Source organism: Pseudomonas sp. SD17-1, from assembly GCF_029201585.1.
Lineage (GTDB): Bacteria > Pseudomonadota > Gammaproteobacteria > Pseudomonadales > Pseudomonadaceae > Aquipseudomonas > Aquipseudomonas palmensis.
In genome coordinates, this window is the sequence record NZ_CP104044.1 from 1,748,383 (window position 1) to 1,772,462 (window position 24,080).

General features: G+C 64.5%; 28 protein-coding genes. 26 read left to right on the forward strand and 2 right to left on the reverse strand.

The window, feature by feature from the left end:
- Nucleotides 1–3: 3 nt before the first annotated feature.
- The 21 genes from fliM (at nt 4) to N0B28_RS08075 (ending at nt 19,221) form a co-directional block, all read left to right on the forward strand.
- Nucleotides 4–972, forward strand: a complete 969-nt coding sequence (fliM, locus tag N0B28_RS07975; protein WP_043861814.1) for a flagellar motor switch protein FliM — start codon at nt 4–6, stop codon at nt 970–972.
- A gap of 48 nt (nt 973–1,020) precedes the next feature.
- Nucleotides 1,021–1,491, forward strand: a complete 471-nt coding sequence (gene fliN, locus N0B28_RS07980) for a flagellar motor switch protein FliN (protein ID WP_088515603.1) — start codon at nt 1,021–1,023, stop codon at nt 1,489–1,491.
- A 54-nt stretch (nt 1,492–1,545) separates the two neighbouring features.
- A complete protein-coding gene (fliO, locus tag N0B28_RS07985; protein ID WP_229590456.1) occupies nt 1,546–1,947 on the forward strand; it encodes a flagellar biosynthetic protein FliO in 402 nt (133 codons plus the stop codon).
- A complete protein-coding gene (gene fliP, locus N0B28_RS07990) occupies nt 1,947–2,699 on the forward strand; it encodes a flagellar type III secretion system pore protein FliP (RefSeq protein WP_054915628.1) in 753 nt (250 codons plus the stop codon). The genes fliO and fliP overlap by 1 nt, the downstream gene beginning before the upstream one ends.
- Nucleotides 2,700–2,717: 18 nt before the next feature.
- The gene (gene fliQ, locus N0B28_RS07995; protein ID WP_043861818.1) at nt 2,718–2,987 is read left to right on the forward strand and encodes a flagellar biosynthesis protein FliQ; all 270 of its coding nucleotides are present in this window, start codon (nt 2,718–2,720) and stop codon (nt 2,985–2,987) included.
- A gap of 7 nt (nt 2,988–2,994) precedes the next feature.
- Nucleotides 2,995–3,771 carry a flagellar biosynthetic protein FliR gene (gene fliR, locus N0B28_RS08000; protein ID WP_275731341.1) on the forward strand — a complete coding sequence of 259 codons (777 nt, stop codon included), beginning with the start codon at nt 2,995–2,997 and terminating at the stop codon, nt 3,769–3,771.
- A gap of 2 nt (nt 3,772–3,773) precedes the next feature.
- On the forward strand, nt 3,774–4,910 hold the full coding sequence (gene flhB, locus N0B28_RS08005) for a flagellar biosynthesis protein FlhB (protein WP_054915626.1): 1,137 nt from the start codon (nt 3,774–3,776) through the stop codon (nt 4,908–4,910).
- Nucleotides 4,911–5,074: 164 nt separating this feature from the next.
- Nucleotides 5,075–7,204: a flagellar biosynthesis protein FlhA gene (flhA, locus tag N0B28_RS08010; RefSeq protein ID WP_043861821.1), complete on the forward strand. Its 2,130-nt coding sequence runs from the start codon at nt 5,075–5,077 to the stop codon at nt 7,202–7,204.
- Between the two features lie 11 nt (nt 7,205–7,215).
- Nucleotides 7,216–8,526 (forward strand): flagellar biosynthesis protein FlhF, encoded by a 1,311-nt coding sequence (gene flhF, locus N0B28_RS08015; RefSeq protein ID WP_043861822.1) that lies wholly within the window; start codon nt 7,216–7,218, stop codon nt 8,524–8,526.
- Between the two features lie 119 nt (nt 8,527–8,645).
- Nucleotides 8,646–9,479: a flagellar synthesis regulator FleN gene (gene fleN / locus N0B28_RS08020; RefSeq protein WP_054915624.1), complete on the forward strand. Its 834-nt coding sequence runs from the start codon at nt 8,646–8,648 to the stop codon at nt 9,477–9,479.
- Nucleotides 9,476–10,216, forward strand: coding sequence for an RNA polymerase sigma factor FliA (fliA, locus tag N0B28_RS08025; RefSeq protein WP_043861824.1), 741 nt, complete (start codon nt 9,476–9,478; stop codon nt 10,214–10,216). The genes fleN and fliA overlap by 4 nt, the downstream gene beginning before the upstream one ends.
- A gap of 104 nt (nt 10,217–10,320) precedes the next feature.
- Complete coding sequence (locus N0B28_RS08030; RefSeq protein WP_043861825.1) at nt 10,321–10,695, forward strand: chemotaxis response regulator CheY; 375 nt, start codon at nt 10,321–10,323, stop codon at nt 10,693–10,695.
- A 20-nt stretch (nt 10,696–10,715) separates the two neighbouring features.
- Nucleotides 10,716–11,504, forward strand: a complete 789-nt coding sequence (locus N0B28_RS08035; protein WP_043861826.1) for a protein phosphatase CheZ — start codon at nt 10,716–10,718, stop codon at nt 11,502–11,504.
- A gap of 12 nt (nt 11,505–11,516) precedes the next feature.
- The gene (locus tag N0B28_RS08040) at nt 11,517–13,760 is read left to right on the forward strand and encodes a chemotaxis protein CheA (RefSeq protein WP_043861827.1); all 2,244 of its coding nucleotides are present in this window, start codon (nt 11,517–11,519) and stop codon (nt 13,758–13,760) included.
- A gap of 45 nt (nt 13,761–13,805) precedes the next feature.
- Nucleotides 13,806–14,927 (forward strand): chemotaxis response regulator protein-glutamate methylesterase, encoded by a 1,122-nt coding sequence (locus N0B28_RS08045; RefSeq protein ID WP_054915622.1) that lies wholly within the window; start codon nt 13,806–13,808, stop codon nt 14,925–14,927.
- On the forward strand, nt 14,927–15,667 hold the full coding sequence (locus N0B28_RS08050) for a flagellar motor protein (RefSeq protein ID WP_043861829.1): 741 nt from the start codon (nt 14,927–14,929) through the stop codon (nt 15,665–15,667). Before N0B28_RS08045 ends, N0B28_RS08050 begins: the two co-directional genes overlap by 1 nt.
- A gap of 3 nt (nt 15,668–15,670) precedes the next feature.
- Complete coding sequence (gene motD / locus N0B28_RS08055) at nt 15,671–16,558, forward strand: flagellar motor protein MotD (RefSeq protein WP_043861830.1); 888 nt, start codon at nt 15,671–15,673, stop codon at nt 16,556–16,558.
- Between the two features lie 43 nt (nt 16,559–16,601).
- Nucleotides 16,602–17,390, forward strand: a complete 789-nt coding sequence (locus N0B28_RS08060) for a ParA family protein (protein WP_078480275.1) — start codon at nt 16,602–16,604, stop codon at nt 17,388–17,390.
- Nucleotides 17,390–18,283, forward strand: coding sequence for a chemotaxis protein CheW (locus N0B28_RS08065; RefSeq protein WP_275731348.1), 894 nt, complete (start codon nt 17,390–17,392; stop codon nt 18,281–18,283). Before N0B28_RS08060 ends, N0B28_RS08065 begins: the two co-directional genes overlap by 1 nt.
- Before the next feature lie 64 nt (nt 18,284–18,347).
- Nucleotides 18,348–18,827, forward strand: coding sequence for a chemotaxis protein CheW (locus tag N0B28_RS08070; protein ID WP_043861833.1), 480 nt, complete (start codon nt 18,348–18,350; stop codon nt 18,825–18,827).
- A 1-nt stretch (nt 18,828) separates the two neighbouring features.
- Entirely contained in the window at nt 18,829–19,221 is a 393-nt protein-coding gene (locus tag N0B28_RS08075; RefSeq protein ID WP_043861834.1) for a DUF2802 domain-containing protein, read from the forward strand.
- Between the two features lie 25 nt (nt 19,222–19,246).
- Here N0B28_RS08075 and N0B28_RS08080 read toward each other — a convergent pair whose 3' ends face one another.
- Nucleotides 19,247–19,582 (reverse strand): EscU/YscU/HrcU family type III secretion system export apparatus switch protein, encoded by a 336-nt coding sequence (locus N0B28_RS08080; protein WP_043861835.1) that lies wholly within the window; start codon nt 19,580–19,582, stop codon nt 19,247–19,249.
- Nucleotides 19,579–21,150 (reverse strand): flagellar hook-length control protein FliK, encoded by a 1,572-nt coding sequence (locus tag N0B28_RS08085; protein WP_078480273.1) that lies wholly within the window; start codon nt 21,148–21,150, stop codon nt 19,579–19,581. The genes N0B28_RS08080 and N0B28_RS08085 overlap by 4 nt, the downstream gene beginning before the upstream one ends.
- A gap of 233 nt (nt 21,151–21,383) precedes the next feature.
- On the opposite strand from N0B28_RS08085, the gene ccmA reads away from it, so the two are divergent.
- The 5 genes from ccmA to ccmE are packed head-to-tail and all read left to right on the forward strand — an operon-like array spanning nt 21,384 to nt 24,075.
- Nucleotides 21,384–21,965: a cytochrome c biogenesis heme-transporting ATPase CcmA gene (gene ccmA, locus N0B28_RS08090; RefSeq protein ID WP_229590455.1), complete on the forward strand. Its 582-nt coding sequence runs from the start codon at nt 21,384–21,386 to the stop codon at nt 21,963–21,965.
- Nucleotides 21,962–22,630: a heme exporter protein CcmB gene (gene ccmB / locus N0B28_RS08095; RefSeq protein ID WP_043861838.1), complete on the forward strand. Its 669-nt coding sequence runs from the start codon at nt 21,962–21,964 to the stop codon at nt 22,628–22,630. The genes ccmA and ccmB overlap by 4 nt, the downstream gene beginning before the upstream one ends.
- A 43-nt stretch (nt 22,631–22,673) precedes the next feature.
- A complete protein-coding gene (locus N0B28_RS08100; RefSeq protein ID WP_275731354.1) occupies nt 22,674–23,450 on the forward strand; it encodes a heme ABC transporter permease in 777 nt (258 codons plus the stop codon).
- Nucleotides 23,447–23,623 (forward strand): heme exporter protein CcmD, encoded by a 177-nt coding sequence (gene ccmD / locus N0B28_RS08105; protein ID WP_043861840.1) that lies wholly within the window; start codon nt 23,447–23,449, stop codon nt 23,621–23,623. The genes N0B28_RS08100 and ccmD overlap by 4 nt, the downstream gene beginning before the upstream one ends.
- Nucleotides 23,620–24,075 (forward strand): cytochrome c maturation protein CcmE, encoded by a 456-nt coding sequence (gene ccmE / locus N0B28_RS08110; RefSeq protein ID WP_058542048.1) that lies wholly within the window; start codon nt 23,620–23,622, stop codon nt 24,073–24,075. The genes ccmD and ccmE overlap by 4 nt, the downstream gene beginning before the upstream one ends.
- Nucleotides 24,076–24,080: the final 5 nt, after the last annotated feature.

A 24,080-nucleotide genomic window follows, 5' to 3' on the forward strand; every position in this document is an offset into this window, starting at 1 on the left:
AAGATGGCCATGCAGGACCTGCTGTCCCAGGATGAGATCGATGCCCTGCTGCACGGCGTCGACGACGGGCTGGTGCAAACCGATAGCGGCGCCGACCCCGGCAGCATCAAGAGCTACGACCTGACCAGCCAGGACCGGATCGTGCGCGGGCGCATGCCGACCCTGGAAATGATCAACGAACGTTTCGCCCGGTATACCCGGGTGAGCATGTTCAACCTGCTGCGCCGCTCGGCGGATGTGGCAGTGGGGGGCGTGCAGGTGATGAAGTTCGGTGAGTACGTGCACTCGCTGTACGTGCCCACCAGCCTCAACCTGGTGAAGATCAAGCCGTTGCGCGGCACCTCGCTGTTCATCCTCGATGCCAAGCTGGTGTTCAAGCTGGTGGACAATTTCTTCGGCGGTGACGGTCGTCACGCCAAGATCGAGGGCCGCGAGTTCACGCCCACCGAATTGCGCGTGGTGCGCATGGTGCTGGACCAGTGCTTCGTCGACCTCAAGGAAGCCTGGCAGGCGATCATGCCGGTCAACTTCGAGTACATCAACTCGGAGGTCAACCCGGCCATGGCCAACATCGTCGGCCCGAGCGAGGCGGTGGTGGTGTCCACCTTCCACATCGAACTCGATGGCGGTGGCGGCGACCTGCACGTGACCATGCCCTACTCGATGATCGAGCCGGTGCGCGAAATGCTCGACGCGGGCTTCCAGTCCGACCTGGACGACCAGGACGAACGCTGGATCAAGGCCCTGCGCGAAGACGTGCTGGACGTCAGCGTGCCGATCAGCGCCACCGTGGCACGCCGCGAGCTGCGCCTGCGCGACATCCTGCACATGCAGCCGGGTGATGTGATCCCGGTCGAACTGCCGGACGAGCTGGTACTGCGCGCCAATGGCGTACCGTCGTTCAAGGCCAAGTTGGGCTCGCACAAGGGCACGCTGGCATTGCAAGTAACCGAGCCGATCGAGCGCCGCTGATCGGTACCCTGGCTTTAACTCCGAATTGATTGCCCCGTCGAGGACAAGATGGCTGACGAAAACGATATCACCTCCATGGAAGACCAGGCCCTGGCCGATGAGTGGGCAGCAGCCCTGAGCGAGACCGGCGACGCCGGCCAGTCCGACATCGACGCGCTGTTGGCGGCTGACGGCGGCAGCAGTGCCGGCTCGCCCAACCGCTTGCCGATGGAAGAATTCGGCAGCTCGCCCAAGGGCAGCGATGCAGTGACCCTGGACGGCCCGAACCTGGACGTGATCCTGGATATTCCGGTGAGCATCTCGATGGAAGTGGGCAGCACCGAAATCAACATCCGCAACCTGCTGCAACTGAACCAGGGTTCGGTGATCGAGCTGGACCGCCTGGCCGGCGAGCCGCTGGACGTGCTGGTCAACGGCACCCTGATCGCGCACGGCGAGGTGGTGGTGGTGAACGAGAAGTTCGGCATCCGCCTGACCGACGTGATCAGCCCGAGCGAACGCATCAAGAAGCTGCGCTGAGTGAAGCGTCTTCTGCAAGCGGGGCTGACCGGGGTCGGCCTGCTCTGGCTCGACCTGGCACTGGCGGCACAGCCCGCGGCCACGACAGCCGCGGCGACCACGGCAGCAGCCGGCAGTGCCAGCGGGCAGTTGGGCCGTCTGGTGCTGGGGTTGTTGCTGGTGCTGGGCCTGATCTTCTTTCTCGCCTGGCTGCTGCGCCGGGTGCAGAACGTGACGCCGCGTGGCCAGCAGGTCATCGAGATCGTCGGCACGCGCGTGGTCGGCCCGCGTGATCGGCTGCTGCTGGTGCAGGTGGGCAACGAACAGATACTGATCGGTCATACGCCGGGCAGCCTTACCGCGTTGCATGTGCTGGCCGAGCCGGTGCAGGTACCGGCCAGCGCTCGCCAGGCTACGCCCGAATTCGCCCAGCGCCTGATGGAGCTGCTGGGCAAGGATCAAAAGGACAAGTCGTGATGGGCGCATTGCGCATGCTGTTGACCCTGCTGCTGATGTTCGCAGCGCCGCTGGCCCTGGCCGCCGACCCGCTGTCGATTCCGGCGATCACCCTGTCCAACGGAGCGGATGGGCAACAGGAGTACTCGGTCAGCTTGCAGATCCTGCTGATCATGACGGCGCTGAGCTTCATTCCGGCGTTCGTGATCCTGATGACCAGCTTCACCCGGATCATCATCGTGTTCTCGATCCTGCGCCAGGCCCTGGGCCTGCAGCAGACGCCGTCGAACCAGATCCTCACCGGCATGGCGCTGTTCCTGACCCTGTTCATCATGGCGCCGGTATTCGACCGGGTGAACAAGGATGCCCTGCAGCCGTACCTGGCCGAGACCCTGTCGGCCCAGGACGCGGTGGCCAAGGCCCAGGTGCCGCTCAAGGACTTCATGCTGGCGCAGACCCGCGAGAGCGATCTCGACCTGTTCATGCGCCTGTCCAAGCGTACCGATATCGCCACGCCGGACGAGGCGCCGTTGACCATCCTGGTACCGGCCTTCGTCACCTCCGAACTCAAGACCGCGTTCCAGATCGGCTTCATGATCTTCATCCCGTTCCTGATCATCGACCTGGTGGTGGCCAGTGTGCTGATGGCCATGGGTATGATGATGCTGTCGCCGCTGATCATCTCCCTGCCGTTCAAGATCATGCTGTTCGTGCTGGTGGATGGCTGGGCGTTGATCATGGGTACCCTGGCCGGCAGTTTCGGTGGCGTCTAGCGCGCCGAGGAGAACAACATGACCCCAGAAGTTGCTGTCGACCTGTTCCGCGATGCGCTGTGGCTGACCACCATGATCGTGGCCGTGCTGGTGGTACCGAGCCTGCTGGTGGGCCTGATGGTGGCCATGTTCCAGGCCGCCACCCAGATCAACGAACAGACCCTGAGCTTCCTGCCGCGCCTGCTGGTGATGCTGATCACGCTGATCGTGGCCGGGCCCTGGCTGGTGCAGAAGTTCATGGAATACATCCTGTCGTTGTACGGCAGCATTCCCCAGTTGATCGGCTGAGCGCGCGATGCTCCAGTTGACCGATGCGCAGATCGCCACCTGGGTGGCGAGCTTCATCCTGCCGCTGTTTCGCATTGCCGCCGTGCTGATGACCATGCCCATCATCGGGACCAAGATGGTGCCGGGGCGCATCCGCCTGTACCTGGCCCTGGCGATCACCGTGGTGGTGGTGCCGGGCCTGCCGCCGATGCCCGAAGTCAATCCGCTGTCGCTCAGCGGGCTGCTGCTGACTGCCGAGCAGATCCTCATCGGTGCGGTATTCGGCCTGTCGCTGCAACTGTTCTTCCAGATATTCGTAGTGGCCGGGCAGGTGGTGGCCATCCAGATGGGCATGGCCTTCGCCTCCATGGTCGACCCGGTCAACGGCGTCAACGTGGCGGTGGTCAGCCAGTTCCTGAGCATGCTGGTGACGCTGCTGTTCCTGTCGATGAACGGGCACCTGGTGGTGTTCGAGGTGATCACCGAGAGCTTCACCACCTTGCCGGTGGGCACCGGCCTGATGGTCAACCACTACTGGGACCTGGTCGGGCGGCTGAGCTGGGTGCTGGGCGCGGCGCTGCTGCTGGTGCTGCCGGCGATCACCGCGCTGCTGGTGGTGAACATCGCCTTCGGCGTGATGACCCGTGCAGCGCCGCAGCTGAACATCTTCTCCATCGGTTTCCCGTTGACCCTGGTGCTGGGGCTCGGGATTTTCTGGGTTGTCCTGGCCGACATCCTTTCCCATTACCAGGCGCTGGCCTCCGAGGCCCTGCAGTGGCTGCGTGAGCTGGCGAGGGCGAGCTGAGCATGGCAGAGAGCGAAAGCGGTCAGGACAAGACAGAAGACCCCACGGAGAAAAAGAAGAAGGACGCCCGCGAGAAGGGCGAGATCGCCCGTTCCAAGGAGCTCAACACGGTGGTGGTGACCCTGGCCGGGGCCGGTGGCCTGCTGGTGTTCGGTGGTGGCCTGGCCGAAGTGCTGATGGACATCATGCGCATCAACTTCACCCTGTCGCGCGACACGCTGATCGACGAGCGCTCGATGGGCACCTTCTTGCTGGCCTCGGGCAAGATGGCCCTGATGGCGCTGCAGCCGGTATTGCTGGTGGCGCTGATCGTGGCCTTCATCGGGCCGATCTCGCTGGGTGGCTGGCTGTTTGCCGGCGGCACCCTGGCGCCCAAGTTCAGCCGCATGAACCCGCTGTCGGGGATCAAGCGCATGTTTTCCCTGAATGCACTGACCGAGCTGCTCAAGGCCCTGGCGAAGTTCTTCGTGATCCTGATCGTGGCGCTGGTGGTGTTGTCGTCGGACCGTGACGACCTGCTGGCCATTGCCAACGAGCCGCTGGAGCAGGCGATCATCCACAGCGTGCAGGTGGTGGGCTGGAGTGCCCTGTGGATGGCCGCCGGCCTGTTGCTGATTGCCCTGGTGGACGTGCCGTTGCAGCTGTACCAGTCGCACAAGAAGCTGCTGATGACCAAGCAGGAGGTGCGCGACGAGTACAAGAACAGCGAGGGCAAGCCGGAGGTCAAGCAGCGTATTCGCCAGTTGCAGCGCGAGATGTCGCAGCGGCGCATGATGGCGGCGATCCCCGATGCCGACGTGATCATCACCAACCCGACCCACTATGCGGTGGCGCTCAAGTACGACCCCGAGAAGGGCAATGCGCCGACGCTGCTGGCCAAGGGCACCGATTTCCTGGCGCTGAAGATTCGCGAAATCGCCAATGCCCACAACATCCAGGTGCTGGAATCGCCTGAGCTGGCGCGTTCGATCTTCTACTCCACCGAGCTCGAGGAAGAGATCCCGGCCGGCCTCTACCTGGCCGTGGCCCAGGTGCTGGCCTACGTGTATCAGATTCGCCAGCACCGGGCGGGCAAGGGCAAGGCGCCGGAGCCGCTCAAGGATCTGCCGATTCCGCCGGACCTGCGCCGCGATTCCTGAACCGTTTGAGCTCTTCCCGTCGGCGCCGAGGTGTCGGCCCCTTCGCTGCAGGAGCCGGCAGTGTCGGCGAAGGTCGCGTCACTGATCCAAAGTTGGAAAGCTTCTTGCAATAGCAGCGCCAAGCGCCCGCATGGCGTCAAAAGTTTGCTTGAAGAGGAATATCGGTGGATCGCTCTCAGTTAATCAACAGCGCCCGTAGCAACCTGTCCGGGCTCGGCCGGGGCAACCTGGGGGTGCCGCTGTTGCTGCTGGTGATGTTGGCAATGATGATGTTGCCGATCCCGCCGTTCCTGCTCGACGTGTTCTTCACCTTCAACATCGCCCTGTCCATCGTCGTGCTGCTGGTGTGCGTGTACGCCTTGCGCCCGCTGGATTTCGCCGTGTTTCCGACCATCCTGCTGGTGGCCACGCTGCTGCGCCTGGCGCTGAACGTGGCGTCCACGCGGGTGGTGATGCTCCACGGCCACGACGGCCACGAAGCCGCGGGCAAGGTGATCCAGGCCTTCGGCGAGGTGGTGATCGGCGGCAACTACGTGGTCGGTATCGTGGTGTTCGCGATCCTCATGATCATCAACTTCGTGGTGGTGACCAAGGGGGCCGGGCGCATTTCCGAGGTGAGCGCGCGCTTCACCCTCGACGCCATGCCCGGCAAGCAGATGGCCATCGACGCCGACCTCAACGCCGGCCTGATCGACCAGGCCCAGGCCAAGGCACGGCGTACCGAAGTGGCCCAGGAGGCCGAGTTCTACGGTTCGATGGACGGTGCCAGCAAGTTCGTGCGCGGTGACGCCATCGCCGGCCTGCTGATCCTGTTCATCAACCTGATCGGCGGCATGGCCGTGGGTATCTTCCAGCACGGCATGACCTTCGGCGATGCCGGTCGCGTGTATGCGCTGCTCACCATCGGTGACGGTTTGGTGGCGCAGTTGCCTTCGCTGCTGCTGTCCACCGCCGCCGCGATCATGGTTACCCGTGCCTCGGGCTCCGAGGAAATGGGCAAGCAGATCAACCGGCAGATGTTCGATTCGCCCAAGGCGCTAGCCGTGTCCGGTGGCCTGATGATCGTCATGGGGCTGGTGCCGGGCATGCCGCACGTGGCATTCCTCAGCCTCGGCCTGATGGCCGCGGGCGGCGCCTACCTGGTGTGGCGCAAGCAGAACCAGGCCAAGGTCAAGGCACAGCAGGAAGTGCAGCGCCAGCAGGACCTGCTGCCGTCGCCGCAGCGTGCTCAGGAAACCAAGGAGCTGGGCTGGGACGACGTTACCCCGATCGACATGATCGGCCTGGAAGTCGGCTACCGGCTGATCCCGCTGGTGGACCGCAACCAGGGTGGGCAGTTGCTGGCGCGGATCAAGGGGGTACGCAAGAAGCTGTCCCAGGACCTGGGCTTCCTGATGCCCACCGTGCACATCCGCGACAACCTCGACCTGGCCCCCAGCGCCTACCGCCTGACGCTGATGGGGGTGATCCTGGCCGAGGCCGAGATCTACCCCGACCGCGAACTGGCGATCAACCCGGGGCAGGTGTTCGGCAACCTCAACGGCATCGCCGCCAGGGACCCGGCCTTCGGCCTGGAGGCAGTGTGGATCGATGTGGCCCAGCGCAGCCAGGCGCAATCGCTGGGCTACACCGTGGTGGACGCGAGCACCGTGGTCGCCACCCACCTCAACCAGATCCTCTACAAGCATTGCCACGAGCTGATCGGTCACGAAGAGGTACAGCAACTGCTGCAGGTCCTGGCCAAGGGCTCGCCCAAGCTGGCCGAGGAACTGGTACCGGGGGTGCTGCCGCTGTCCGGTCTGCTCAAGGTGCTGCAGGCGTTGCTGGCCGAGCAGGTGCCGGTGCGCGACATCCGCACCATTGCCGAAGCCATCGCCAACAATGCCGCCAAGAGTCAAGATACCGCCGCGCTGGTGGCTTCGGTGCGCGTAGGATTGAGCCGCGCAATCGTGCAAAGCATTGTAGGAACTGAGTCCGAGCTGCCTGTGATCACGCTTGAGCCAAGGTTGGAACAGATTTTGCTCAATAGTTTGCAAAGGGCCGGGCAGGGTCAGGAAGATGGTGTTCTTCTTGAGCCGAGCATGGCCGAAAAGCTTCAGCGTTCGTTGATCGAGGCCGCCCAGCGTCAGGAGATGCAAGGGCAACCTGCAATCCTGCTGGTCGCAGGACCCGTTCGACAGATGCTGTCGCGTTTTGGCCGCCTGGCTGTACCGAATTTGCATGTTTTGGCGTATCAGGAAATACCTGACAACAAGCAAGTTACCATCGTTGCCACAGTAGGCCCCAACGGCTGAGGTAGTGGGATATGCAAGTTAAGCGTTTTTTCGCCGCTGATATGCGTCAGGCCATGAAGCTGGTTCGTGATGAGCTGGGGGCAGAGGCCGCCATCATCGGCAACCGACGGATTGCTGGCGGTGTCGAGCTGACGGCGGCGCTGGACTACAAGCTGTCCGCGCTTGCGCCGCGGGTGCCGAACGTCGAGCTCGAGGACGAACTGCGCAAGACCCAGTCGCGCATCGTCACCGCGCAGGCCGAGCTCAGCAGCCGGGTCGAAGGCGAGGAGGGCAACCGCCAGTTGTTCGCCGGCCTGCCGCTGACCGCCTCCGAGCCGCTGGTAGAGCCGCAGGTCGAGGCCCCCGTGCGGCCTCAGGCAGCGGCCCCGGCGCCGGTCGATCAGCGCCTGTTCGATTCCATGCGTTCGGAGCTCTCGGGCCTGCGCGAGCTGCTCGAAGTGCAGCTCGGCTCGCTGGCCTGGACCCAGCTGCAGGGCAGCAAGCCGCACCAGGCCAACCTCTGGCGCCGCCTGCAGCGCATCGGCATCGCCGGGCCGCTGGCCCGCGAGGTGCTGGACATCACTGCCGACATCGAAGAGCCCCGCCAGGCCTGGCGCATGCTGCTGGCGCACCTGGCCCGCATGATCCAGGTGCCGGAAATCGAGCCGATCGAAGAGGGCGGCGTGATCGCCATGGTCGGCCCGGCCGGCATGGGCAAGACCACCACCCTGGCCAAGCTGGCGGCGCGCTATGTGCTCAAGTACGGCGCGCAGAACATCGCGCTGGTGAGCATGGACAGCTTTCGCATCGGCGCCCAGGAACAACTCAAGACCCTGGGGCGCATCCTGAATGTGTCGGTGACCCACGTCGACCCCGGCCAGTCGCTGGCCCAGGCCCTGGACCCTCTGCTGCGCAAGCGCGTGGTGCTGATCGATACCGCCGGCCTGCAGGCCAGCGACCCGGCACTGCGCATGCAGCTCGAAACCCTGGCCGGGCGCGGCATCCAGGCCAAGAATTACCTGGTGCTGGCCACCACCAGCCAGAAGCAGGTGCTGACCGCTGCCTACCACAGCTACAAGCGCTGCGGGCTGGCCGGTTGCATCCTGACCAAGCTCGACGAAACGGCGTGCCTGGGCGAGGTGCTGAGCCTGGCCATCACGCATGAGTTGCCGGTGGCCTATCTGACCGATGGGCCGCGCATTCCGGACGATCTGCACTTGCCGCGCCGGCACCATCTGGTCAGTCGCGCGGTCAGTGTACAAATGCAGGACGATCCCAGCGAAGAGGCCATGGCCGACATGTTCGCCGATCTGTACCACAGCGACGGCAAGCGTGTCGGCTGAGGTAAATGTGTATACGTTGCAAAGTACCTACATCAATGGTCTGCCAGGCATTTTTCAGGTGTTGAAAGCGCAGCCAGTCATGTGGCCTCGGTCTAAGTAAGACAAGGTAAAGAACAAACATGGGCAGCATGCATCCCGTACAGGTGATCGCCGTGACAGGCGGCAAAGGTGGCGTCGGCAAGACCAACGTGTCAGTGAACTTGTCATTGGCGCTGGCTGAGCTTGGCCGTCGGGTCATGCTGCTGGACGCCGACCTGGGCCTGGCCAACGTCGACGTCTTGCTCGGCCTGACCCCCAAACGCACACTGGCCGATGTCATCGAGGGCCGCTGCGAGCTGCGCGACGTGCTGCTGCCGGGGCCTGGCGGGGTACGCATCGTGCCTGCGGCCTCCGGCACCCAGAGCATGGTGCACCTGGCGCCGGCCCAGCATGCCGGGCTGATCCAGGCGTTCAGCGAGATCGGCGACAACCTCGATGTGCTGGTCATCGACACCGCGGCCGGCATCGGCGATTCGGTCGTCAGCTTCGTGCGCGCGGCCCAGGAAGTGCTGCTGGTGGTGTGCGACGAGCCCACGTCCATCACTGACGCCTATGCCCTGATCAAGCTGCTGAACCGCGATTACGGCATGAACCGTTTCCGGGTGCTGGCCAACATGGCACAAAGCCCTCAGGAAGGTCGCAATCTGTTCGCCAAATTGACCAAGGTCACGGATCGCTTCCTGGATGTCGCCTTACAATACGTCGGTGCTGTGCCCTACGACGAATGTGTCCGCAAGGCAGTGCAGAAGCAGCGAGCAGTCTACGAAGCCTTTCCGCGTTCCAAGTGCGCGCTGGCCTTCAAGGCCATTGCTCAGAAGGTCGATAGCTGGCCGTTGCCTGCCAACCCGCGTGGTCATCTGGAGTTCTTCGTCGAACGGCTGGTGCAACCGACCAGTGCGGGACCAGTGCTATGAGTGCAAGCGGCTATCGGATGTACAGCAAGGCTTCGCGTGATGCCCAGTACGAGCTGATCGAGCGGTACGCACCCTTGGTCAAGCGCATTGCCTATCACCTGCTGGCGCGTCTGCCAGCCAGTGTGCAGGTGGAAGACCTGATCCAGGCCGGCATGATCGGCCTGCTCGAGGTCTCCAACAAGTACGACTCCAGCAAGGGTGCCAGTTTCGAGACCTATGCCGGTATCCGCATCCGTGGGGCCATGCTCGACGAGGTGCGCAAGGGGGATTGGGCGCCGCGTTCGGTACACCGCAATACCCGCATGGTGAGTGACGCGATTCGTGCAATTGAAGCAAAAACCGGTCGTGATGCTAAAGATCACGAGGTTGCTGCCGAACTTCAATTGAGTCTCGATGATTATTACGGGATTTTGAACGATACCTTGGGCAGTCGCCTGTTCAGTTTCGACGACCTGTTGCAGGACGGCGAACATGAAGGCCTGCACGAGGACGGCGCCAGTGCCCAGCTCGAGCCATCGCGCGATCTGGAAGACGAGCGCTTTCAGGCAGCCCTGGCGGATGCAATCGCCAACCTGCCCGAGCGCGAGCGCCTGGTGCTGGCGCTGTACTACGACGAAGAGCTGAACCTCAAGGAAATCGGCGAGGTGCTGGGGGTCAGCGAGTCGCGTGTCAGCCAGTTGCACAGCCAGTGCGCCGCACGCTTGCGCGGTCGCCTGGGGGAATGGCGGGCGCGTTGAGCAGCCGTTCCATACAGTCGTGAAATGTAGTGCCCGAATTGATTGAATGCGCGTTCAGCGCTGAGCGCGTTAAAGACTGCTTGGAGGTCTAATTGAACAAAGACATGAAAATCCTCATCGTCGACGATTTTTCGACGATGCGGCGGATCATCAAGAACCTGTTGCGTGACCTGGGCTTTACCAATACCCAGGAAGCCGACGACGGCAACACCGCGTTGCCGATGCTCGAAAGCGGTCACTTCGATTTCCTGGTGACCGACTGGAACATGCCCGGCATGTCCGGTATCGACCTGCTGCGCAAGGTACGTCTGGATGAGCGCCTCAAGCACCTGCCGGTGCTGATGGTGACGGCCGAAGCCAAACGCGAACAGATCATCGAAGCCGCCCAGGCGGGCGTCAACGGCTATGTGGTCAAACCGTTCACCGCCCAGGTGCTGAAAGAAAAGATCGAAAAGATCTTCGAGCGCGTCAATAGCTGAGGTACGCCACGGGGGCGCTTATGGAGCAAAAAAGATCATCTTTGGACGACTTCGAGTCGACTCTGAAGAAACATGCCCAGGAGCTGGTCAGCAGCCTTGAAAAAGGCAGGTTCGGCGACGCGGTGCAACTGATCCATCAGCTGAACCAGACCCGTGACCTTGGCCTGTACCAGGAGGTCGGCAAGCTTACCCGCGAGCTGCACAGTGCGATCGTCAGTTTCCAGATCGATCCGCACATGCCGCAGGCCGAGGAAGTCTCGCAGATTACCGACGCCACCGAACGCCTGTCGTACGTGGTCAAGCTGACCGAGGGCGCTGCCAACCGCACCATGGACCTGGTGGAGGCAAGCACGCCGGTACTCAATGACCTCAGTGCCGAGGCGGCCAGCCTGAGTGGCGACTGGCAGCGCTTCATGCGCCGCGAAGTCGAGGCTCCGGAGTTTCGCGAGCTGGTCAAGCGCGTCGACAGTTTCCTGACGCACAGCGCCGAGGGCAACCGCAAGGTCGCCGGCCATCTCAACGACATTCTTCTGGCTCAGGACTACCAAGACCTGACCGGCCAGGTGATCAAGCGCGTCACGGCGCTGGTCACCGAAGTAGAAAGCAATCTTCTGAAGCTCGTGTTGATGGCGAGTCAGGTCGACCGGTTCGCCGGCATCGAGCATGACCACGACCAGCTGCGTGCCGAAAAAGATCAAGAAAAACATCCGACTCGGGGTGAAGGACCACAGATTCATGCCGATAAACGTGAAGACGTTGTGTCCGGTCAGGACGATGTCGACGATCTGCTGTCCAGCCTGGGTTTTTAGGGAGCACGTTTAATGAGCTTCGGCGCCGATGAAGAAATCCTCCAGGATTTTCTGGTAGAAGCCGGCGAAATTCTTGAGCAACTGTCCGAGCAACTGGTCGAGCTGGAAAGCCGCCCGGATGATGCCGACCTGCTCAATGCAATTTTTCGCGGTTTTCACACTGTAAAAGGGGGCGCCGGCTTCCTCCAGCTCAATGAGCTGGTGGAGTGCTGCCACATCGCCGAAAACGTCTTCGACATCCTGCGCAAGGGTGAACGACGTGTGGACGCCGAACTGATGGACGTGGTCCTGGAAGCCCTGGACACCGTCAACAGCATGTTCGGCCAGGTGCGCGAGCGCACCGACATCACCGCAGCCACTCCGGAACTGCTGGCCGCCCTGGCGCGCCTGGCCGAACCTGCCGGTGCCGAAGCTGCGGCGCCTGCGCCGGTGGCGGCGGTTGCCGAGCCGGAGCCTGAGGCCGAGGCGAGCGGGGGTGATATCACCGACAGCGAGTTCGAGCAGTTGCTCGACTCGCTCAATGCCGCCAAGGCCCAGGCCGAGGCGCCCGAGCCGGTGGCCGTGGACGCTGCCAGCGATGAGATCACCGACGCCGAGTTCGAGTCGTTGCTGGACCAGTTGCATGGCAAGGGCCAGTTCGCCCCCGACAGCGTGGCGGCGGCATCTGCTGCTGCACCTGGCGCGGACGCGGCGCCCAGCGGTGACATCACCGACGATGAATTCGAAGCACTGCTGGACCAGTTGCACGGCAAGGGCACCTTTGCCGCCGATGCACTGCCCGGCGCTGTAGCGGCCGCCGCACCGGCCGCTGCCGCACCCGCAGCGGCGGGTGACCATATTTCCGAACACGAATTCGAGGCCCTGCTCGACGAGTTGCACGGCAAGGGCAAGTTCGCGCCCGACGCCGTCAGCGGCGCTGGCGCTGCCAGCGCGCCTGCTGCTGCGGCGACGGTTGCGGCCAAGCCGGCGGCCAAGCCCGCAGCGGCAGCCGCTGCACCGGCACCGGCACCGGCACCGGCCAAGGCACCCGCCCCCGCGCCAGCCCGTCAGGCGGCTCCCGCTGCCGACAAGCATCCGGCCAGCGAGGCCGAGACCACCGTGCGGGTCGACACCGCGCGCCTGGACGAGATCATGAACATGGTCGGCGAACTGGTGCTGGTGCGTAACCGCCTGGTGCGCCTGGGCCTGAACAGCGGCGATGAAGCCATGTCCAAGGCCGTCTCGAACCTGGACGTGGTGACCGCCGACCTGCAGACCGCGGTGATGAAGACCCGCATGCAGCCGATCAAGAAGGTCTTCGGGCGCTTCCCGCGTCTGGTGCGCGACCTGGCCCGCCAGCTCAAGAAAGAGATCAACCTGGAGCTGGTCGGCGAAGAGACCGACCTGGACAAGAACCTCGTCGAGGCCCTGGCCGACCCGCTGGTGCACTTGGTGCGCAACGCCGTCGACCATGGCGTGGAAACCCCGGAAGAGCGCGAAGCCGCCGGCAAGTCGCGCAATGGCAAGGTGATCCTCGCTGCCGAACAGGAAGGCGACCACATCCTGCTGTCGATCTCCGATGACGGCAAGGGCATGGATGCCAATGTCCTGCGCGCCATTGCGGTCAAGCGCGGGGTGATGGACAAGGACGCCGCCGATCGCCTCAGCGAAAGCGACTGCTACAACCTGATCTTCGCCCCGGGCTTCTCGACCAAGACCGAGATCTCCGACGTGTCCGGTCGCGGCGTGGGCATGGACGTGGTCAAGACCAAGATTTCCCAGCTCAACGGCTCGATCAACATCTACTCGACCAAGGGCCAGGGCTCGAAGATCGTCATCAAGGTGCCGCTGACCCTGGCGATCATGCCGACCCTGATGGTGATGCTCGGCAACCAGGCCTTCGCCTTCCCGCTGGTGAACGTCAACGAGATTTTCCACCTGGACCTGTCGCGCACCAACGTGGTCGACGGCCAGGAAGTGGTGATCGTGCGTGACAAGGCCTTGCCGCTGTTCTACCTCAAGCGCTGGCTGGTCAGCTCGGCAGCCCACGAGGAGCAGCGTGAAGGCCACGTGGTGATCCTGTCGGTGGGTACCCAGCGCATCGGCTTCGTGGTCGACCAGCTGGTGGGCCAGGAAGAGGTGGTCATCAAGCCGTTGGGCAAGATGCTGCAGGGCACCCCGGGCATGTCGGGCGCCACCATTACCGGTGACGGGCGCATTGCGCTGATCCTCGACGTGCCGAGCATGCTCAAGCGTTACGCCGCTCGGCGTATCTGATCCCGGTGGTGTGGCCAGGTGGCCGCGCCCCGTAATGGAGTGTTTATGGTAGTCAAGGTCCTGGTGGTGGATGATTCCGGTTTTTTCCGCCGCCGTGTCTCGGAAATTCTTTCAGCGGACCCGACTATCCAGGTGGTCGGTACCGCGACCAACGGCAAGGAAGCGATCGATCAGGCGCTGTCGCTCAAGCCCGACGTCATCACCATGGACTATGAAATGCCCATGATGGATGGCATCACCGCCGTGCGTCATATCATGCAGCGCTGCCCCACGCCTGTACTTATGTTCTCCTCGCTCACCCACGAAGGCGCCCGCGTCACCCTCGACGCACTGGACGCCGGTGCGGTGGACTACCTGCCGAAGAACTTCGAGGACATCTCGCGCAACCCCGAGAAGGTCAAGCAGATGCTGTGCGAAAAGGTGCATACCATTTCGCGCAGCAACCGTCGTTTCAGCAGCTATGCCAGCCCGGCACCGGCCGCAGCGCCTGCACCGTCGCACAGCGCCGGCAGCAGCGTCCCGGCAGCGTCCATGCGCGCCGCCCCGGTTGCCCCGCAAGCCCCTGCGCGGGCCGCTGCACCCAGCTCGCCGGCGCCCAAGCGCAAGGCCTACAAGCTGCTGGCCATCGGTACCTCCACCGGTGGCCCGGTGGCGCTGCAGCGCGTGCTGACCCAGCTGCCGGCCAACTTCCCGGCGCCGATCGTGCTGATCCAGCACATGCCGGCGGCCTTCACCAAGGCCTTCGCCGAGCGCCTGGACAAGCTGTGCCGCATCAGCGTCAAGGAGGCCGAGGACGGCGACGTGCTGCGCCCCGGCCTGGCCCTGCTGGCACCGGGCGGCAAGCAGATGATGGTCGACGGGCGCGGCACGGTGAAGATCCTGCCGGGTGACGAACGCCTCAACTACAAGCCCTGCGTGGACATCACCTTCGGTTCGGCGGCCAAGTCGTATGGCGACAAGGTGCTGGCCGTGGTGCTGACCGGCATGGGCGCCGATGGCCGCGAAGGCGCGCGCCTGCTCAAGCAGGGCGGCAGCCAGGTGTGGGCCCAGGACGAAGCCAGCTGCGTGATCTATGGCATGCCCATGGCCATTGCCAAGGCCAACCTGGCCGATGCGGTGTACGGCCTGGACGAGATCGGCCGGCACCTGGTAGAGGCGTGCATCTGATGGACGTGTTGAGCCTTATCGGGATCATCCTGGCGTTCGTCGCCATCGTTGGCGGCAACTACCTCGAAGGCGGCCATCTGTCGGCGCTGATCAATGGCCCGGCGGCGCTGATCGTGATCGGCGGGACGCTGGCGGCCTCGCTGCTGCAGGCCCCCATGAGCGCGTTCAAGCGCGCCCTGCAGATCGTGCGCTGGATCCTCTTCCCGCCGCGGGTCGACCTGGCCGGCGGTATCGACCGGGTGGTCAACTGGAGCCTCACCGCACGCAAGGAAGGCCTGCTGGGCCTTGAGGGCGTGGCCGATGCCGAGCCCGACCCGTATGCCCGCAAGGGCCTGCAGCTGCTGGTCGACGGCGCCGAGCCCGAAGCCATCCGCAGCATTCTCGAGGTGGATTTCTACACCCAGGAAAGCCGCGACATCCAGGCCGCCAAGGTGTTCGAGAGCATGGGCGGCTATGCGCCGACCATCGGCATCATCGGCGCGGTGATGGGCCTGATTCACGTGATGGGCAACCTGGCCGACCCGACCCAGCTGGGCAGCGGTATCGCGGTGGCGTTCGTGGCCACCATCTACGGCGTGGCCAGTGCCAACCTGATCCTGTTGCCGATCGCCAACAAGCTCAAGGCCCTGGCCATGCGCCAGTCGCGCTATCGCGAAATGCTCCTGGAAGGCTTGCTGTCGATTGCCGAAGGCGAGAACCCACGTTCAATCGAACTGAAGCTTCAGGGCTTCATGGAGTAAGCCATGGCCCGTCGTCGTCAACCCGAGGAACATGAAAACCACGAACGCTGGCTGGTGTCGTATGCCGACTTCATCACCTTGCTGTTCGCCTTCTTCGTGGTCATGTATTCGATTTCCTCGATCAACGAGGGCAAGTACAAGGTCATCTCGCAGGCGCTGATCGGCGTGTTCAACGATCCCGAGCGCAGCATGAAGCCGATTCCGATAGGCGACGAGCGCCCCCTCAGCGTCAAGCCGGCCGAACCGCTGATCAAGGACAGCGAGCAGGTCGATGCGGGCCTGGGGCAAAGCTCCAGCGACCCGCTGCAGACCATCGCCGACGATGTGCGCGATGCCTTTGGCGACCTGATCAAGTCCGACCAGATGACCGTGCGCGGCAACGAACTGTGGATCGAGATCGAGCTCAATTCCTCCCTGTTGTTCGGCAGTGGCGATGCCATGCCCAGCGACAAGGCGTTCGACATCATCGACAAGGTGGCGCACATCATCAAGCCGTTCGCCAACCCGGTGCACGTCGAAGGTTTCACCGATGACCAGCCGATCCGCACGGCGCAGTACCCGACCAACTGGGAGCTGTCGTCGGCACGGGCGGCGAGCATCGTGCGCCTGCTGGCGATGGAAGGGGTCAACCCGGCACGCATGGCTTCTGTGGGCTACGGCGAGTTCCAGCCCATCGCCAGCAATGCCAGCCCTGAAGGGCGCGCGCAGAACCGCAGGGTGGTGCTGGTGATCTCGCGCAATCTGGAGGTGCGCCGCAGCCTGACCGGTACCGGCAGCGCCAATGCCACACCCGATGCGGCGCTCAAGCGTGCTGGCACACAAACTGCACCGCCAGCCGTAGCACCGACGGCCGGGCGCAATCCCGTCAATTCCCCGTCGTCGACCCTTTAATCGATCCCGGCAGGGTCCGACCCGACCGGGAGGAAGCAGCGCAATGAGAGTCTGGGCAGTAGCCAATCAAAAAGGTGGTGTCGGCAAGACCACCACATCCATCGCCCTGGCCGGCCTGCTGGCCGAGGCGGGCAAGCGTGTGGTCGTGGTCGACCTCGACCCGCACGGGTCCATGACCAGCTACTTCGGTCACAACCCGGACACCCTCGAGCACAGCAGCTACGACCTGTTCCTGCACAAGGGCACGGTGCCCGAAGGGCTGCCGGGCCAGCTGTTGCTGCCCACCAGCGACGAGCGCATCTCGCTGCTGCCTTCGAGCACCGCCCTGGCGGTGCTCGAGCGTCAGTCACCGGGCCAGAGTGGCCTGGGCCTGGTGATCGCCAAGAGTCTGGCGCAGCTGTGGCAGGATTTCGACTACGCGATCATCGACAGCCCGCCGTTGCTGGGCGTTCTGATGGTCAATGCGCTGGCTGCCAGCCAGCAACTGGTGATCCCGGTGCAGACCGAATACCTGGCGGTGAAAGGCCTCGAGCGCATGGTCAGCACGCTGAGCATGGTCAATCGCTCGCGCAAGCAGGCCTTGCCGTACCACATCGTGCCGACCCTGTTCGACCGCCGCACCCAGGCCTCGATGGGCACCCTGCGGGTGCTGCGCGACGCTTATCCCGACACCATCTGGCAGGGCTACATTCCGGTCGATACGCGCCTGCGCGACGCCAGCCGTGCCGGGCTCACGCCGTCGCAGTTCGATGGCAGGAGCCGTGGCGTGATTGCCTACCGGGCATTGCTCAAGCATCTGCTGGCGCAGAATGCCGTTGCGCAGGTGGCCTGATGAACAGCCCGCAGCAGGTCACCATAAAGCCTCAACTGGCCTTGCAGTCGTACCTGGACGGCCTGTTGCAGGAGGCCACCGAAGAGCTGCAGCCATTGCCCCTGGCGGTGGCCGAACGCGTCGCAGTGGCCCCGGCCCCGGTGGTCGTCACGGCGCCTGAAGCGATCGACGAGTTCCAGGCCGCCGTGCTCGAAGAACAGGCCCGTGACGCCCGGCTCAAGACCGCGGCGCCGGCATTCGCCGAGCCGACGCGGCTGGTCATGCCGGTGATGGCGCCACCGGTGGTGGCCAAGGTGGTGGAGGCGACCCCGGTGGTCGCCCCGGTCATCGCCGACGTGCCAACCCCGGTCGAGCCGCTGGTGCAGGTGCACCTGCCCGCAGCACCGGACCAGCCGGTGCCGCCGTTGACGGGCGACGGTCGCCCGGCCTGGGCCGCCGAGCCGTTCGAATGCCTGCTGTTCGACGTGGCCGGGCTGACCCTGGCGGTGCCGCTGGTGTGCCTGGGCTCGATCTACTCGCTGGCCGGCCAGGAGCTCACGCCGCTGTTCGGCCAGCCCGAGTGGTTCCTGGGCATCCTGCCGAGCCAGGCGGGCAACCTGAAGGTGCTCGACACGGCGCGCTGGGTCATGCCAGACCGCTACCGCGACGACTTCCGCCAGGGGCTGCAATACGTTATTTCGGTACAGGGCTACGAGTGGGGGCTGGCGGTGCATCAGGTCAGCCGCTCGCTGCGCCTGGACCCGAGCGAGATCAAGTGGCGCAGCCAGCGTGGGCAGCGCCCGTGGCTTGCTGGTACGGTCATCGAACACATGTGCGCGCTGCTGGATGTCGCCGAGCTGGCCGAGCTGATCGCCAGCGGCGCCGTCAAGCAGATGCACGGTACGCATAAATAATCGGTCGCAACTGCCGCGACCGCACTGAGTACACCGCCGAGAACGGCTTTTGAGGGTTAGGGGAATGAAAAACATGACTGCGCAGGGTTCCGACGATCCGATTCTGCAGTGGGTAACGTTCAAGCTGGACAACGAGTCCTACGGCATCAACGTGATGCAGGTCCAGGAAGTGCTGCGCTACACCGAAATCGCTCCGGTGCCGGGCGCGCCGAGCTATGTGCTGGGCATCATCAACCTGCGCGGCAATGTGGTGACCGTGATCGACACGCGCCAGCGCTTCGGCCTGATGTCTGCCGAAATCTCCGACAACAGCCGTATCGTGATCATCGAGGCGGACAAGCAGGTGGTCGGCATCCTGGTCGATAGCGTGGCCGAGGTCGTGTACCTGCGTCAGTCGGAGATCGAGACCGCGCCGAATGTCGGCAACGAGGAATCGGCCAAGTTCATCCAGGGCGTGTGCAACAAGAACAACGAACTGCTGATCCTGGTCGAGCTGGACAAGATGATGACCGAGGAAGAGTGGTCCGAGCTGGAGAATATCTGAGTTGATTCTCGAGGGTGCTGTCATATTTCTGGCGCTGGTCTGGATCCTCAGCCTGTGGCTGTTCTACGGCTACAGCAAGCGCCAGCGCGAGCTGGCCTCGCAGCAGGCTCAGGGCGATGCGCTGCGTGACCAGCGCATCAAGGACCTGGCCAAGCGTGTGGACGATTACCAGAACGGTACGGTGCGCATGGGCGACGCGTTGCACGAGCTGCGCGCCGTGGTGGCGCCGTTGCCGGACAAGCTGATGCAACTGGAGCAGCGCGACCCCAACAGCCTGTCGTTCGCCCAGGCGGCGCGGCTGGTGGGCATGGGCGCCAGCGTCGACGAGCTGACCCAGTCCTGCGGCCTGACCCAGGCCGAAGCCGAGCTGATGAGCAAACTGCACCGCAGCTGATGCAAGGCACCCGGCCTGCGCGGCGTCAGTCCGGCGCAGGCAGGCTGTACAGGTTCGGGGTAATGTCGCGCTCCTGCGGGGCGTTGTCCACGAACCCCTCCGGCACCTGGCCCTTGAGCTGCCAGGCGAAGGCGATGATCTCGGCGATGGTCAGGTACAGCGCCTCCGGGATCTGATCGCCCAGCTCCATGCGCGCCAGCAGGCGTACCAACTCGGCATTTTCGTAGATCGGCACTTCGTGTTCGCGGGCAATGGCCAGGATCGCCTCGGCCAGCTCGTCGTCGCCCTTGGCGCTCAAGGTCGGGGCCTGCTGGCCGTCGTAGGTCAGGGCAATGGCCTGACGTGGCGGGGTCTGGCTCATGCGTTTTCATCCACCCAGCGTTGTTCCAGATGCGTACGCGGCCCCTGTGGCGGCGTACCGTGATGGCACAGCAGTTCACCGACGTTGAGCCCGCGCTCCACCAACCGCGCGCGCAGCTTGCCGAGCTGGCTGTCGATCAGTTGCGCGGTGCTCGGCAGCTCCGCCCACAGCTGGCTGGACAGGTTGCCCTGGCTGATCTGCGCCTGCACCTGCAAGGGCCCCAGCGGGCTGAGGTCGAATGCCAGCTCCACGCGCCAGAGCATCTCCAGCGGGTCGCGCTGTTCGCGTTCCGGGTCGGCCTGCTGCTCGGGGGTTTCCTCGCGCTGCAGCTTCACTTGCAGCGGCATGAACTCCTGACCGTTGCGCACCGGTATCTCCAGTTGCCAGGTGGTCTGCAGGTTGCCGTCGGCGGTGGTGCGGGTTTGCTCCAGGCCAGCGAGCTGGTGGCTCTGCAGGCGTGAAATGGCTGCCGCTGCCAGGCGCAGCAGGTGTTCCAGGTCGCCTTCCTCGTCGCCACTTTGCAGCAGCCGCGAGGGCAGCGGAAAGCTTCCCGGGGCCGGGCGCGGGCTTACCTGGCCGAGCATGCCCAGGGCGTTGCGCACCATGCCCGGCAGCACCTGGGCCAGGGTGCTGGCAGCCACGGCCGGGTTGAACTGGGTGCTGCCGGGGAGGCCGGGCAGCAACTGCGCCACCAGCCGGATCACCTGGGCCTTGAGGTCGGGGGCGAGGGCGGCGGGGGCGCCAGCCAGCAGCTTGGCTTCCAGAAACGCGCCGCTGTTGTTCAGGGCCTGGGCCAGGCCCTTGGCCGTGCCGAGCTGTTCCATGTCCGGCAGGCTGGCCAGCAGGGTGCTCACGCTGGCCCGCACATCGGCCGGCAGGCGCTGCTCGGCGCTCATCTGTTGCAGGCTGGCGAGCAGGCCCGGCAGCGAGGCCTGGCGGCTCAGCTGCGCGCTCAGGTGCTGGGTGATCGCCAGTTGTTCCTGGCGCCCGCTCAGGGGCACGAAGCTGATCGACTGTTCACCCTGTACCCGTGCGCTGAGCAGGCTGCCCAGCGCCAGTGGCCGAGGGCTGTCGATGTTCAGGGTGGCGCCGGCCTGGGCGGTGTTGAGCAGGGTCACCAACGAGCGGAACAAGGCCGGCTGCCCGGCGGCCTGGGGTAGCGCCTGGGTGGTCAGTACCTTGCCCTGCAGCAGGGTGCCCGGCGGCAACTGGCGGGTGTCGAGCTGGGTGAGGGTGGCCACGTTGCGCGCGATGGCCTGCTGCACGGTGATGCTCAGGTTGCCGGCATTGGGCTGGCTGACCGTCAGCTCGCTGCCCTGGGGCAGGGGCTGGCTGGCGCTGGTCTGCACGGTGGTCTGGCGCCCGTTGGTCTGGGTCAGTTGCAGCAGCAGCTGGAAGTCCTGACCGACCTGGCGCAACGACAGTACCTGCGCCTGCGCGGTCTCGCCCGGGGCGAGCAGGGCAGGCTGGGGTTGCAGCAGCTTGAGCAGTTCGCCGGTCATCGCCGCGCTGCGCGCCTGGGGGTTGGCCAGGGCCTGCGGGCCAAGGCTGTTGATTTCGCCTGTCATCACGTTGCAACCTGTGGAAATAGCCCTCTTTGCAGTAGGACATGCCATGTATAATGCCGCCCGTTCCTGGCGGGTGCGCACGTCCTGTGGCGTGCCCGATGCGACCGGCCATGCCGTACAGCTGTTGCTCAGTATAACGGCCAGGCCCGGACCGACTTGAGACCGAACCATAAGGCGAACCTGTGACCCCTCGACTCGAAGCTGTGGGCCTGGCCTGCGAGCGCGACTGGCGAATGCTTTTCGAACACCTCGAACTGCAACTGGCGGCCGGTGACATGCTGCAGATCAGCGGCCCCAATGGCAGCGGCAAGACCAGCCTGCTGCGCCTGCTCAGCGGGTTGATGCGGCCCACCAGCGGTGAAATCCGCCTGGACGGCAAGCCCTTGGCCGAGCAGGGCAGCGAACTGGCCAGGATGCTGCTGTGGATCGGTCATGCGGCCGGCATCAAGGACCTGCTCACCGCCGAGGAAAACCTGGCCTGGCTGTGCGCCCTGCATCAGCCTGCCAGCCGCGAGGCGATCTGGCAGGCACTGGCGGCCGTGGGCCTGCGCGGCTTCGAAGATGTTGCCTGCCATACCCTGTCGGCCGGCCAGCAGCGCCGCGTGGCGCTGGCGCGGCTGTACCTGGACAGCCCGCCGCTGTGGATTCTCGACGAACCCTTCACCGCCCTCGACAAGCAGGGCGTGGCCCAGCTCGAAGCGCACCTGGCGGCGCATTGCGAGCGCGGCGGCATGGTCGTGCTGACCACCCACCACACGCTGGCGCAGACGCCGTCCGGCTACCGAGAACTGAACCTGGGGCAGTACGCGGCATGAGTGTGTTCGTTCATTTGCTGCGCCGAGAAGCGCAGGTGCTGTGCCGCCGTCCGGCCGAGCTTGCCAACCCATTGGTGTTCTTCGCGATCGTGATCGCGTTGTTCCCGTTGGCGGTCGGGCCGGAGACGCAATTGTTGCAAAACTTGTCCCCTGGGTTAGTCTGGGTGGCCGCCCTTTTATCCGTTCTGCTCTCGCTGGACGGGCTGTTTCGCAGTGATTTCGAGGACGGATCCCTCGAGCAGTGGGTCCTTTCGCCGCACCCCCTGGCGCTTCTGGTATTGGCAAAGGTGCTGGCACACTGGGCCTTTTCCGGTCTGGCACTGGTATTGTTGTCGCCGCTGCTGGCCCTGATGCTCGGTTTGCCGGTGCAATGCCTGCCGGTACTGCTGGCCTCGCTGCTGCTCGGTACCCCGGTACTGAGCCTGCTGGGTGCAGTGGGCGCAGCCTTGACCGTGGGTTTGAAGCGCGGTGGCCTGCTGCTGGCACTGCTTATTTTGCCGTTATATATCCCGGTGTTGATCCTGGGCAGTGGCGCCTTGCAGGCGGCACTGCAAGCTATGCCGGCGACCGGTTACCTGCTCTGGCTTGGCAGCCTGACCGCCCTTGCAGTAACCCTGGCACCCTTTGCAATAGCGGCTGGCCTGAAGATCAGCGTCGGCGAATAATGAGGTCTGGGCCCCGCCCAGCAAAGACCCTGGATGTACCGTGATGAAAAGCAGCGCAATAAGCTGGACGTGGTTTCACAAGCTGGGTTCACCCAAATGGTTCTATGCCATCAGCGGCCGCATGCTGCCGTGGCTGAGCATCGCCGCCATCCTGCTGATCGGCGTGGGCGTGGTCTGGGGCCTGGCCTTCGCCCCGCAGGACTACCAGCAGGGCAACAGTTTCCGAATCATCTACATCCACGTGCCGGCGGCCATGCTGGCGCAGTCGTGCTACGTGATGCTGGCGGTGGCCGGTGTGGTCGGCCTGGTCTGGAAGATGAAGATCGCCGACGTGGCACTGCAATGCGCCGCGCCCATCGGCGCCTGGATGACCGTGGTGGCCCTGAGCACCGGTGCCATCTGGGGCAAGCCGACCTGGGGCAGCTGGTGGGTTTGGGATGCACGACTAACGTCGATGCTGATCCTGCTGTTTCTGTACTTCGGTCTGATTGCCCTGGGCCAGGCGATCAGCAATCGTGAGAGCGCGGCCAAGGCCTGCGCGGTACTGGCGATTGTCGGCGTGATCAACATTCCGATCATCAAGTACTCGGTGGAGTGGTGGAACGCCCTGCACCAGGGCGCCACCTTCACCCTCACCGAAAAGCCGGCGATGCCTGCCGAGATGTGGCTGCCGCTGCTGCTGACCGTGCTGGGGTTCTATTGCTTCTTCGGCGCGGTGCTGCTGTTGCGCATGCGCCTTGAAGTGCTGCGGCGCGAGGCACGCGCCAGTTGGGTCAAGGATGAAGTGTTGGGCCACCTGGGGCGGGAGACCGCACGATGAGTTTTGCCAGCTTCAATGATTTCCTCGCCATGGGCCATCACGGCCTCTATGTCTGGTCGGCCTATGGCATCTGCCTGCTGGTGCTGGCCATCAATGTTGCCGCGCCCGTACTGAGCAAGCGCCGGTATCTGCAAGAAGAAGCGCGCCGCCTGCGCCGGGAGAAGTCCAAGTGAATCCGCAACGCAAGAAGCGTCTGTTCATCATCCTCGGCCTGCTGGTGGGTGTCGGCGTCGCCGTCGGCCTGGCCCTGAGCGCGCTGCAGCAGAACATCAACCTGTTCTATACCCCTACCCAGATCGCCAACGGCGAAGCCCCGCTCGATACCCGCATCCGGGCCGGCGGCATGGTCGAGGCCGGTTCCCTGCAACGCTCCGGCGACTCGCTGGACGTGCGTTTCGTGGTCACCGACTTCAACAAGTCGGTGCCCATCACCTACCGCGGCATCCTGCCCGACCTGTTCCGTGAAGGGCAGGGCATCGTCGCCCTGGGCAAGCTCAACGCCGAGGGCGTGGTGGTGGCCGACGAGGTGCTGGCCAAGCACGACGAAAAATACATGCCGCCCGAGGTCACCAAGGCCCTGAAGGAAAGCGGCCAGGTGTCCACCGACGGCGGAGCCAAGCCATGAATGCT

Excerpts from the sequence above, each read along its gene's own strand:
- fliM (WP_043861814.1), top strand. The coding sequence starts at position 4 with ATGGCCATGCAGGACCTGCTGTCCCAGGATGAGATCGATGCCCTGCTG.
- fliN (WP_088515603.1), top strand. The coding sequence starts at position 1,021 with ATGGCTGACGAAAACGATATCACCTCCATGGAAGACCAGGCCCTGGCC.
- fliP (WP_054915628.1), top strand. The coding sequence starts at position 1,947 with ATGGGCGCATTGCGCATGCTGTTGACCCTGCTGCTGATGTTCGCAGCG.
- fliQ (WP_043861818.1), top strand. The coding sequence starts at position 2,718 with ATGACCCCAGAAGTTGCTGTCGACCTGTTCCGCGATGCGCTGTGGCTG.
- fliR (WP_275731341.1), top strand. The coding sequence starts at position 2,995 with ATGCTCCAGTTGACCGATGCGCAGATCGCCACCTGGGTGGCGAGCTTC.
- flhB (WP_054915626.1), top strand. The coding sequence starts at position 3,774 with ATGGCAGAGAGCGAAAGCGGTCAGGACAAGACAGAAGACCCCACGGAG.
- flhF (WP_043861822.1), top strand. The coding sequence starts at position 7,216 with ATGCAAGTTAAGCGTTTTTTCGCCGCTGATATGCGTCAGGCCATGAAG.
- fleN (WP_054915624.1), top strand. The coding sequence starts at position 8,646 with ATGGGCAGCATGCATCCCGTACAGGTGATCGCCGTGACAGGCGGCAAA.
- fliA (WP_043861824.1), top strand. The coding sequence starts at position 9,476 with ATGAGTGCAAGCGGCTATCGGATGTACAGCAAGGCTTCGCGTGATGCC.
- N0B28_RS08030 (WP_043861825.1), top strand. The coding sequence starts at position 10,321 with ATGAAAATCCTCATCGTCGACGATTTTTCGACGATGCGGCGGATCATC.
- N0B28_RS08035 (WP_043861826.1), top strand. The coding sequence starts at position 10,716 with ATGGAGCAAAAAAGATCATCTTTGGACGACTTCGAGTCGACTCTGAAG.
- N0B28_RS08040 (WP_043861827.1), top strand. The coding sequence starts at position 11,517 with ATGAGCTTCGGCGCCGATGAAGAAATCCTCCAGGATTTTCTGGTAGAA.
- N0B28_RS08045 (WP_054915622.1), top strand. The coding sequence starts at position 13,806 with ATGGTAGTCAAGGTCCTGGTGGTGGATGATTCCGGTTTTTTCCGCCGC.
- N0B28_RS08050 (WP_043861829.1), top strand. The coding sequence starts at position 14,927 with ATGGACGTGTTGAGCCTTATCGGGATCATCCTGGCGTTCGTCGCCATC.
- motD (WP_043861830.1), top strand. The coding sequence starts at position 15,671 with ATGGCCCGTCGTCGTCAACCCGAGGAACATGAAAACCACGAACGCTGG.
- N0B28_RS08060 (WP_078480275.1), top strand. The coding sequence starts at position 16,602 with ATGAGAGTCTGGGCAGTAGCCAATCAAAAAGGTGGTGTCGGCAAGACC.
- N0B28_RS08065 (WP_275731348.1), top strand. The coding sequence starts at position 17,390 with ATGAACAGCCCGCAGCAGGTCACCATAAAGCCTCAACTGGCCTTGCAG.
- N0B28_RS08070 (WP_043861833.1), top strand. The coding sequence starts at position 18,348 with ATGAAAAACATGACTGCGCAGGGTTCCGACGATCCGATTCTGCAGTGG.
- N0B28_RS08080 (WP_043861835.1), bottom strand. The coding sequence starts at position 19,582 with ATGAGCCAGACCCCGCCACGTCAGGCCATTGCCCTGACCTACGACGGC.
- N0B28_RS08085 (WP_078480273.1), bottom strand. The coding sequence starts at position 21,150 with ATGACAGGCGAAATCAACAGCCTTGGCCCGCAGGCCCTGGCCAACCCC.
- ccmA (WP_229590455.1), top strand. The coding sequence starts at position 21,384 with ATGCTTTTCGAACACCTCGAACTGCAACTGGCGGCCGGTGACATGCTG.
- ccmB (WP_043861838.1), top strand. The coding sequence starts at position 21,962 with ATGAGTGTGTTCGTTCATTTGCTGCGCCGAGAAGCGCAGGTGCTGTGC.
- N0B28_RS08100 (WP_275731354.1), top strand. The coding sequence starts at position 22,674 with ATGAAAAGCAGCGCAATAAGCTGGACGTGGTTTCACAAGCTGGGTTCA.
- ccmD (WP_043861840.1), top strand. The coding sequence starts at position 23,447 with ATGAGTTTTGCCAGCTTCAATGATTTCCTCGCCATGGGCCATCACGGC.